General features: G+C 39.8%; 7 protein-coding genes. 5 read left to right on the top strand and 2 right to left on the bottom strand.

The window, feature by feature from the left end; genetic code table 11:
• Positions 1–190: 190 nt before the first annotated feature.
• Both ilvD and ACOVQ4_RS08720 read right to left on the bottom strand, forming a co-directional pair.
• On the bottom strand, positions 191–1,867 hold the full coding sequence (gene ilvD, locus ACOVQ4_RS08725; RefSeq protein ID WP_421820265.1) for a dihydroxy-acid dehydratase: 1,677 nt from the start codon (positions 1,865–1,867) through the stop codon (positions 191–193).
• A gap of 514 nt (positions 1,868–2,381) precedes the next feature.
• Positions 2,382–3,905 (bottom strand): serine hydrolase, encoded by a 1,524-nt coding sequence (locus tag ACOVQ4_RS08720; protein ID WP_421820264.1) that lies wholly within the window; start codon positions 3,903–3,905, stop codon positions 2,382–2,384.
• Between the two features lie 377 nt (positions 3,906–4,282).
• Here ACOVQ4_RS08720 and ACOVQ4_RS08715 point away from each other — a divergent pair, with 377 nt between their 5' ends.
• The 5 genes from ACOVQ4_RS08715 (at position 4,283) to ACOVQ4_RS08695 (ending at position 10,413) form a co-directional block, all read left to right on the top strand.
• A complete protein-coding gene (locus tag ACOVQ4_RS08715; RefSeq protein ID WP_421820263.1) occupies positions 4,283–4,813 on the top strand; it encodes a gluconate 2-dehydrogenase subunit 3 family protein in 531 nt (176 codons plus the stop codon).
• Positions 4,814–5,264: 451 nt separating this feature from the next.
• Positions 5,265–6,986, top strand: coding sequence for a GMC oxidoreductase (locus ACOVQ4_RS08710; RefSeq protein ID WP_421820262.1), 1,722 nt, complete (start codon positions 5,265–5,267; stop codon positions 6,984–6,986).
• Positions 6,987–7,400: 414 nt separating this feature from the next.
• Positions 7,401–8,006, top strand: coding sequence for a gluconate 2-dehydrogenase subunit 3 family protein (locus ACOVQ4_RS08705; RefSeq protein ID WP_421820261.1), 606 nt, complete (start codon positions 7,401–7,403; stop codon positions 8,004–8,006).
• Positions 8,007–8,193: 187 nt separating this feature from the next.
• The gene (locus tag ACOVQ4_RS08700; RefSeq protein WP_421820260.1) at positions 8,194–9,909 is read left to right on the top strand and encodes a GMC oxidoreductase; all 1,716 of its coding nucleotides are present in this window, start codon (positions 8,194–8,196) and stop codon (positions 9,907–9,909) included.
• A gap of 144 nt (positions 9,910–10,053) precedes the next feature.
• Positions 10,054–10,413, top strand: a complete 360-nt coding sequence (locus ACOVQ4_RS08695) for a cupin domain-containing protein (protein ID WP_421820259.1) — start codon at positions 10,054–10,056, stop codon at positions 10,411–10,413.
• Positions 10,414–10,437 lie beyond the last annotated feature (24 nt).

The raw sequence follows: 10,437 nt of genomic DNA, 5'->3' as shown, positions 1-10,437 counted from the left end.
ATTTTGCCTACATACCTAAAGATTCGTATAACAAGACTGATTACATATCTGTGATGTAATCAGTCTTGTAGAGACTATTTTTGAATTAATCTTTGTACTGCACGAAGGATGATATTCAAGTTTGGGTATTGTAAGTGAATCTCTATTTTTACCTTATTCCTGCAATCCTCTGTACGTTTCTAAATTATTTTTACAAATCTGTCACACAGCCCTCACTTGCCGAGGCTACGTTTTTCACATATTTGCGCAAAACACCTTGTTTGAATGGTGATTCGGATGGTGCCCAGTCTTTGCGACGTTCGGCCAACTCTTCGTCAGATACATGAAGATGGATTACATTATTTACTGCGTCGATAGTGATTTTATCACCGTCTTTTACCAAGGCAATATTACCGCCTACTTGGGCTTCTGGAGTTACGTGACCCACCACAAATCCATGTGTGCCACCCGAGAAACGACCATCCGTAATCATCGCAACTTTGTTACCCAAACCAGCTCCCATAATAGCCGAAGTTGGCTTCAACATTTCTGGCATACCCGGGCCACCCTTAGGGCCTTCGTTACGGATTACCACTACATGACCTTCTTGAATTTCGCCTTTTGATAAATATTCGATTACCTCTTCTTCGCGTTCACAAACCTTTGCAATACCTTCAAAGCGCTCACCTTCTTTTCCTGTAATTTTTGCCACAGCACCGCCTGTTGCCAAGTTACCGTATAGTACTTGAAGGTGCCCTGTTGGTTTGATTGGACTTGTTAATGGTAAAATAATTTTTTGTGAATCAAAATCTAATTCTGGTACATCGGCCAAGTTTTCGGCCACTGTTTTACCTGTCACGGTCATACAATCACCGTGCAAATAACCTTCTTTCAACAAGTATTTCATCAATGCAGGAACACCCCCAATTGAAAGCATATCTTCCATATAATACTTACCAGAAGGTTTCAAGTCAGCAATCAATGGAGTACGGTCCGAAATAGCTTGGATATCTTTTAAAGTAAATTCAACTTCAGCAGCGCGAGCAATTGCCAAATAGTGCAATACTGCATTTGTGGAGCCTCCCATTGCCATTACCATAGTAAGGGCGTTTTCGAAGGCTTTGCGAGTCATGATATCTCTTGGACAGATGTTTTTTTCCAACAGATTTTTCATCGCTGCACCGATAGCCAAACACTCTGCTTTTTTACCTTCGTGTGTAGCTGGGTAAGAAGAAGAGTTTGGCAATGTCAAACCCATAGCCTCCATCGACGACGCCATGGTGTTGGCCGTGTACATACCCCCACAAGCACCCGCGCCCGGGATAGCGTTACGAATCACACCTTCGTAGTCCTCGTCAGAGATATTGCCAGCAAACTTTTTACCTAATGCTTCGAATGCCGAAACAATATCTAATTTTTGACCTTTATATTCACCAGTACGAATTGTACCACCATAAACCAACATTCCTGGGCGGTTCAAACGAGCCAAAGCCATCATTGCTCCTGGCATGTTTTTGTCACAACCTACTACTGCAATTACGCCGTCGTACCATTGTGCCCCTACTACGTTTTCAATCGAATCTGCAATCAAATCGCGCGATGGCAAAGAGTAGGACATTCCGTTGTTACCATTGGTCATACCATCGGATACGCCAATTGTATGGAAAATCAAACCGACCATTCCGTTCTCTTGAACACCTTTTTTCACATGTACCGACAAGCCGTTTAGGTGCATGTTACATGTGTTTCCTTCATAACCTGTACTAGCAATACCGATTTGTGCTTTTTGCATATCTTCGCTAGTAAGACCAATACCATAAAGCATGGCTTTGGCTGCAGGGTTGGTTACTTCTTGAGTCAGTGTTTTTGAGAATTTGTTCAGTTCCATAACTTGAAAAGATGCTTTAGACTCTGCCCGACAGGATAGAAAACACGAGTCAGAGGGTTTGTATTATTCTTCTATTTTTTGACTTATTTTAAGTTCGATATTTCTGGACAGCAAAAGACCTTTCTCAGTGTGTGAGAAAGGTCTTTTTAATTATATACATAAAAGCCCGTCTCACACTTCACAGCAGAGAATCACGAGAACGAGAATGATATTTACAAATCCTACAACTTTCATAAAAAATAGCGAAATTTCGCTGATGTTTTTGCTAGTACTTTACAAATATACAGAGGTATATTTTTTAAATGCAAGAAAATGCCAAATAAAATTTTAGTAATAAATACTTATACCAATTTTAATTTTGGGAATTTCGCTTCATTTTTAGTCGATTAAAACAGTTTTTCTAAGAATTATGAAAGAAAATTTTGTGTAGAATATCAGTTTTGAAATAATATTTTTTAAGAAAATTTTGTAAAAATCTTAAATAGCGAAATTTCGCTGTTGTTTTTTAGGTGTTTTACTTTCTCCTAAACTGAATTATTCCTGCATTGGGAAACTCGATTTGTACTATATCTATATTTCCTTTAAAATTAGTTATAAACTGAATCGGGATATTTTCAAGTAAATCTTTTCCCAAAAAATAATCATAGTGAAAGTGGATAAGCTCTGAAGTTTGATTGTGATATTTAGCCAATAACCCTTTGTCTGATTTGTATATTTGCAAGATTCCATAAGCAGGATGTTCATAAATTCCAGCGTAACTGTCAATGTTATGCGACATCGATGCAAACAATACCCTGTTGGCATTTTGCTCTTTCATTTTCTTTTCTTCTGCAAAGATGGCATCTGCTTTTTCTTGCTTCATACGACTATGCCAGTCTATTTCAGGAAAACTAAAGAGCATGTCTGCAAGATTGTTTGTCACAACATTAACAAAGTAGTAATCGGCTGCACTGCTATTGGTAGTAACAAATATTCCTATGTTATTATTGGGAAAAAGGGTCATTTGTGAGCGATACCCCTCTATCGAACCATTGTGTTGAAGTCTTTGTGCTCCCCGATAAACATTCTGATTCCAGCCCATCCCATAAGTATTAAAGCCCAATTCAGGATATTTGGCTTCGGTTGGATATACCACGGCCAAAGGGGTATGATTTTCTTTTAGATTTTTGCTAGAAACAATCTGTAGGTTTTCATATTTGCCTTGTTGCAACTGCATCAATAACCAATGACTCATATCATCAGCATTGGATTTTATGGCACCCGCTGGCCCAATGGCATCTACATTACTCCCAAATCCTGCTTCTACCAATTGTTCCTCTTGTTTGCGATATGACTTGGCGTAGTCGTCTGATTTGAACAATTCAGGGTAAGTCAATACCGTTTGAGTCATTTTGAGTGGTTTGAGGAGGCGTTCTTCCACAAATTTTTCCCAAGTCATACCACTTACTTTTTCAATCAAAACTCCAGCCACCATATACATCAAATTATTGTACTGATACTGTTCGTAGGGCTTTTTGCTGAGGGGAAGATATTTTAAACTTTTAAAAATTGCTTTTCTATCAAGCGAGCTGTACAACCATACAAAATCATGACGAGGCAAGCCTGTTCTGTGCGAAAGCAAATCTTTGACCATTACCGTATGTTCGGCTTCTGTGTCGCTGAGCTCGAAGTCGGGCAAGTAATGTTTTACGGGTTTGTTCCAGTCTACTTTTCCTTCATCTACCAAAATGGCCATAGCGGCGGCGGTAAAAGATTTGCTGCACGATGCTATAGGAAAAAGGGTTTGGGACGTGACAAATTGTTTGGTAGAAGTATTTCTTTGTCCTAAGCCTACCGACCACAACACCTGCCCATCTTTTACGATACTGATAGCACATCCGGGTACTTTCCATTCGGTCATCCAACCATATATTTTCCCTTGCATATTGTGCAACATCAATTCGGTTTCGTTTAGCTTCGATACTTTTTGGGCTAAGGAAGCCTGTCCTATAAGTAAGAGTGTAACGCCAAGAATAATGGAGTTAAGAAGTTTTTTCATGCTTGATTATCAATTGATTTGCTTGTAAAGAGTATTTTAAATTTACGAGTCTCTCTTTAATTGGGCTAATAATTTCATATATATGTCGAATATTTGACATAATTGGTAGTAAAAAGTATCGAAATGATACTTTGACCATATAGAGAAGGCATTTTTTCTGGAAGAAAATCAATAACTTTGATTAATGAATTTAATTGTCTGTTTTAAAGAAAAAATAGATTTTTTAAAAGACTTTTTAGTAAAGCAACTTTTGAAGTTGCTTTATTGAAGCTCAGAATCTCTCAAAACGAACTTACCAATAACCAAGAACAGTTCGAGCCGAATTGTTCGGATATACAAATCAAACTCAACTATTCAATTTATTAATTTGTAAAACTATGAACCGTAGAGATGCACTTCAGCATGTAGCTATCCTTTTAGGAGGTGCTATATCTGCTCCAGTGATGGCTGGTGTAATGGGCGAAAAAACCTACAAGGGTGAAAGCCTTAGCGTAACTTTGGACCAAGAATCCCTGTTGGCCGAAGTAGCAGACATTATTATTCCTACAACCAATACCCCAGGTGCAAAAGCCGCTGGTGTCGAGAAGTTTATTGTGCGTGTAGTAAAAGATTGCTATACCAAGGATGAGCAAAAAGTATTCTATGATGGCTTGGCCAAATTGGACGGCGATAGCAAAACCAAATTTGGTAAGGGGTTTGCCGACTTGGATACAGCTCAAAAAAACGAAATGGTAAAACAAACCACAGTAGACAACAAGCCTTTCTTTTTGAAAATGAAAGAATTGACGGTTACGGGTTATTTTACTTCTGAAATTGGGGCAACCAAAGCTCTAGAATACCTCCCAATTCCTGGGCGTTTTGAGGGTTGTGTTCCTCTAAAACCTGGTCAAAAAGCTTGGGCTTTGTAAAAAATTACTACTCAAAATAGAATTTAAGATGTTGCTTTAAGCTTTCGGCTTTCAGCTTTGGGCATTCGGTAAAAACATTTAAAAACAATTAAACACTCGTTGCCTTGTGTTTACGAATAAGGCAACAGGCAACAGGCACAAGGTAAAGAGGGATAAATGTTTTTGCTGAAAGCCGTAGGCATTAGGCAACAGGCACTAGGCAAAGAGCGATAAATGTTTTTTGCTGCGAGCCGAAAGCCGTAGGCAACAGGCAACAGGCAACAGGCAAAGAGTGATAAATGTTTTTGTTGAAAGCTGAAAGCCGAAACCCGAAAGCCGTAGGCACTAGGCAAATGCTCTTTATTATTTCATAAAAAACATTATGGCTTATGGTCTAAAGCCTACTGCCTGAAAACTTAAACTTAATTTTGCTCACAAACTTATCGTTTCCTATTTTAACTTATTCAGAACAATGTCTTACTTAAATATAGATGCCGTAAAAGGCAATACCTACGACGCGATTGTAGTTGGGTCGGGTATTACAGGTGGCTGGGCTGCCAAAGAACTTACCGAAAAAGGCTTGCGCGTGCTGATGCTCGAAAAAGGTAAAAACCTAGAGCACGTTACAGGTTATGAGTATGCCATGAAAGACCCTTGGGATACCAAGTATAATGGTCGTCTTACTGTAGAACAGAAAGAAACTCACCCAAAATTGATGCGTGATTATCCGTACAATGAAATGACCGAAAAATATTGGTTCAATGATGCGGATTCATTATATAAAGAAGAAAAACGTTTTGACTGGTATCGTCCCAATATCGTTGGTGGAAAATCCATCATGTGGGGGCGTCAATCATATCGTTGGAGCGACCTCGACTTTGAAGCAAACCTGAAAGATGGTATTGCGGTAGATTGGCCTATTCGCTACAAAGATGTGGCGCCTTGGTATTCTTACGTAGAAAAATTTGTGGGTATTTCGGGTGAAAAACTAGGGTTGCCACAATTGCCAGATAGTGATTTCTTGCCGCCCATGGATATGTATTGTGTAGAAAAAGAAGTAAGAAAGCGTATAGAAAAAAACTATCCTGGTCGTGTTATGACGATTGGTCGTGTAGCCAACTTATCTAAGGCGGCTCAGGCACAATTGGGAGTGGGGCGTACAGGTTGCCAATATCGTAACAAGTGCTCGTTGGGTTGTCCGTATGGTGCTTATTTTAGTACACAATCTGCTACTTTACCAGCTTGTATGAAAACGGGTCGTTTAACACTTCGCCCCGACTCTATTGTAAGTGAGGTTCTGTATGACGAAAATAAAAAGAAAGCAACAGGAGTAAGAGTAATTGATTCTGTAACCATGCAAACTACCGAATATTACGCTAAAGTAGTATTCTTGTGTGCATCGGCATTGGGTACAACGGCCTTGATGTTGAATTCTACTTCGAATCGCTTCCCGAATGGTTTGGGTAATGACTCAGGAGAGCTAGGTCATAACTTGATGGATCACCATTTCCGTGTGGGCGCATCGGGCACGTGGGAAGGCGATGAAGATAAATACTACTATGGTCGTCGTGCCAATGGGATATATGTGCCTCGTTACCGCAACATCGGAAGCGATAAGCGTGATTATCTGCGTGGCTTTGGCTACCAAGGTGGCGGTGGTCGTGGACGTGGCGCTTGGGCTAGCAATGTATCAGAATTGAGTTTTGGCGCAGACTTCAAAGAGCAAGCAAGTGGTATTGGCCCGTGGTCGATGGGCTTGAGTGGTTTTGGCGAAACACTGCCTTACCACGAAAACCGTATGTATCTCGACAAAAACACAAAAGACAAATGGGGTATTCCTGTAGTAGTATTTGACGCAGAGCTGAAGGAGAATGAGAAGAAAATGCGTATCGATATGATGAACGATGCCAAAGAAATGCTTGAGTCGGCTGGTGTGAAAAACGTGAAAACGTATGATAGAGGTTCGTACTTAGGTATGGCTATTCACGAAATGGGAACAGCTCGCATGGGACGCGATCCAAAAACTTCGGTTGTAAATGGCAACAACCAACTGCATGCCATCAAAAACGTATTTGTCACTGATGGTGCTTGTATGACCTCTGCCTCTTGCGTAAACCCTTCATTGACTTATATGGCTTTGACAGCTCGTGCTGCTAGCTTTGCAGTAAATGAATTGAAAAAGCAAAATTTGTAGAATAAAGCATTTGATTTTATTTGTCATAAAAGCAGAATGTCATTTTTTCCAATCCCCGATATCTTTGATGGTATCGGGGATTTTTGTTGGGATATACTTCATGGCTTTTTTCTTTGAACATTTGAGAAAAGATTTTTCCTAAAGACAAAACACCCCTATTTTACCTCATCATTCGGGGCAAAAAGTGATATTTCCATGGTAATTCCTTGCAAAGTATTGCCGAATATTGGTTATCTTTAAACTCGCAAAAAATAAAACTTTTCAAATAAAGTTTTGTCTTTGGCGTTGAATGGGAAATATAATATCTTTATTTTCTCAAAGAGATACAATGAGTTTTAAAACAATATAACTCATCGGTATGTTGGAAAAACAAAAACTAATTTTATAAATACTATATCAAAATCCCGATTTAAAATGAACAGAAGAGACGCACTCTCAAAAGTTGCCTTATTGATAGGAGGGACGCTTTCGGCACCAACCCTTTTGGCAATGAGCAGAGCAGGTGAAGCTAAAAACACGTCTATGGCGCTTGAGTCGTTTAGCCTCAACGACACCCAGCGTAAGATAGTAGCAGAAGTAGCCGAGCATATCATTCCAAGAACAAGCACTCCTGGGGCAAAAGATGCAGGAGTACCAGCATTCATTGAAATGATGTTGAATGATTGTTACAAAGCACCGGAGCACAAAAGCTTCTTGGCGGGTGTTTCTGATTTAGAAAAGAAAAACTTCTTGACTCAATCAAAAGAGCAACAAGTTGCTACCTTGAAACAACTTGAGACTGATACGAAAGAGTTGATGAAACAATATAATGTAAAGCAAGTGAAGGTAGGAGATAACGTTGATAAAGAAAGTATGGATGCCGATATGGGTGTACCTTTCTGGCGTTTGATGAAAGAACTTACTTTGACAGGTTATTATACTTCTGAGCAAGGCTTGAAAGCATCATTTGTATATGAGCCAATTCCGGGCAAATTTGAAAATATCAAATTGAAGCCAGGTCAAAAAGCTTTTGCTTACTAAGAACAAGGCAAATTGGTATGATTAGGCTTAAAAAAAGTCGTAAGTATGAAGCAAAGTGATTACTTTATGAGTAAAAATCTTGCAAAATATTTAGATTATAGCTTAATGCATACAGCCTAGTGCGGGTAAAACGAATTTTATTTTATCCATTTATTTATTTTCTTTCAATACTTATAGAAGACATACAATGAATCTTAATATAGATGCAGTAAAAAACCAAACCTTCGACGCAATCGTTGTTGGGTCTGGTATTTCGGGCGGTTGGGCTGCCAAAGAATTAACAGAAAAAGGTTTGAGAGTAGCCGTACTTGAGCGTGGTCGCGAAATCAAGCATATCGAAGGCTACGAAACGGCCATGAAAGACCCTTGGGATTTTGCACACCGTGGTCGTCCAACAAACATGGCTGCCGAAGAGTATTGGGCTGGTATGCGTACTGGTTATACTGCCAATGAAGAGCACCGCTATTTGTTCGAAAACGATAAGCAAAACCCTTATATCGAGAAAAAAGGTGGTTTCGACTGGATTCGTGCTTATCATACAGGCGGAAAGTCCTTGTTGTGGGGACGTCAGTCTTATCGCTGGAACAAAGCCGATTTTGAGGCTAACTTAAAGGAAGGTGTGGGCATCGACTGGCCGATTCGTTATGAAGATTTAGCTCCGTGGTATACTTATGTTGAGAAATTTGCAGGTATTTCAGGTCAGGCAGAAGGTTTGGATGTGTTACCAGATAGCTATTTCTTGCCAGGAATGCCAATGACTGCGCCTGAAACTCATTTCAAAAATGCGGTAAAAAGTAAATTGGGTCGCCCAGTTACAATCGGTCGTGTAGCTCACTTGACCAAACCTGGCGCACAGCATACAGCCGTGGGTCGTGGTTCTTGCCAATACCGTAACAAGTGTATGCGTGGTTGTCCTTATGGTGGTTACTTTAGCTCATTGTCAGCTACCTTGCCAGCAGCAGCGCGTACAAAACGCTTGGTAATGGTACATAATGCCATTGTATCTGAAGTGATTTTTGATGATAAAACACAAAAAGCAAAAGGTGTTCGTGTAATCGACCAAAATACGCTTGCTGTAACCGAATACTATGCCAAAATCATCTTCTTGAACGCTGGTGCTATTCCATCTGCTTCAATTTTGATGAACTCAAAATCAAATCGTTTCCCTAATGGTTTGGGTAATGATAGCGACCAATTGGGCCGTAATATCATGGACCACCACTTAGGAGTAGGTGCAAGTGCTACTGTAGAAGGATTTAAAGATGACTACTTCTTTGGTAACCGTCCAAATGGTTTGTACATTCCTCGTTTCCGTAACTGGGGTAAAGACAAACGTGATTATTTGCGTGGATTTGGATACCAAGGTGGTGCTAGCCGTGCAGGTTGGGGTCGTGGTGTTGGTATGGATGGTTTTGGTGCTTCATTCAAGGAAGACCTAACTCAGCCTGGTTCTTGGTCAATTGGGTTTGGTGGTTTTGGTGAAATTCTTCCAAATGAAAATAACCGTTTTACATTGAGTGACCAAAAAGATAAGTGGGGCTTGCCAGTACTTTCTTTCGAATCTGAATTCGGACAAAACGAATTGAAGATGCGTGAAGATATGATGAACGACGCTGCTGAAATGTTGGAAGCTGCTGGTTTCAAAAATATTAGTACTTACAACAGCCAAACTACTCATATTGGTTTGGGTATTCACGAAATGGGTACGGCTCGTATGGGGCGTGATCCTAAAACTTCGGTACTGAACAAACATAACCAAGTACATGCCGTGAAAAACGTATTTGTTACAGATGGTGCTGCCATGGTTTCGGCTTCTTGCGTGAACCCATCGTTGACTTATATGGCTTTGACAGCTCGTGCGGCAGATTTTGCTGTAAACGAATTGAAAAAGAAAAACTTGTAGAACTTACAAAGTCTGTTCATATCTTTGCAAAAACGCCTCGAAAGAGGCGTTTTTGTTTTATTAAAAGCCCCAAAGTTCTAAAGCTTAAATTTGTACTTTTGCTCAAATCTTAGGGTTTCGATTCTATTTCTAAAAAATAAAAATATGAGTTACATTCATCAAACCAAACCTTTTGTAGTGCCTACTACAGACGGTAAACTCATCGAAGAACATTTCGGGAGAGTTGCCACTCAACATGAAAATGTCAGTATTGCTCGTATGATTGCTCCATCTGGTTGGAGTGAACCACACCAAAATCCTGCTTTCGACGAATGGACTTTGGTAAGTAAAGGAAAAAAACTGATAGAAGTCGATGGCGAAGTAATAGAGGTTTCGGCGGGACAAAGTATCTTAATAACAAAGGGAAGCAGAGTAAGATATAGCAATCCATTTGAGGAGGCTTGCGAATACTGGAGTGTATGCCTTCCTGCTTTTTCGATGGACACAGTAAACAGAGAAGAATAATTATTCGATTTTGGATTTGTGATT

It is taken from the genome of Flectobacillus sp., from assembly GCF_049240685.1.
Lineage (GTDB): Bacteria > Bacteroidota > Bacteroidia > Cytophagales > Spirosomataceae > Flectobacillus.
The sequence above is the reverse complement of the archived record's forward strand: the minus strand, read 5'-3'. Positions and strand labels throughout refer to the sequence as shown.

Bases quoted from the DNA above. Each gene is read 5' to 3' on its own strand.
- ACOVQ4_RS08705 (WP_421820261.1), top strand. From the start codon at position 7,401: ATGAACAGAAGAGACGCACTCTCAAAAGTTGCCTTATTGATAGGAGGG.
- ACOVQ4_RS08720 (WP_421820264.1), bottom strand. From the start codon at position 3,905: ATGAAAAAACTTCTTAACTCCATTATTCTTGGCGTTACACTCTTACTT.
- ACOVQ4_RS08710 (WP_421820262.1), top strand. From the start codon at position 5,265: ATGTCTTACTTAAATATAGATGCCGTAAAAGGCAATACCTACGACGCG.
- ACOVQ4_RS08700 (WP_421820260.1), top strand. From the start codon at position 8,194: ATGAATCTTAATATAGATGCAGTAAAAAACCAAACCTTCGACGCAATC.
- ACOVQ4_RS08715 (WP_421820263.1), top strand. From the start codon at position 4,283: ATGAACCGTAGAGATGCACTTCAGCATGTAGCTATCCTTTTAGGAGGT.
- ilvD (WP_421820265.1), bottom strand. From the start codon at position 1,867: ATGGAACTGAACAAATTCTCAAAAACACTGACTCAAGAAGTAACCAAC.
- ACOVQ4_RS08695 (WP_421820259.1), top strand. From the start codon at position 10,054: ATGAGTTACATTCATCAAACCAAACCTTTTGTAGTGCCTACTACAGAC.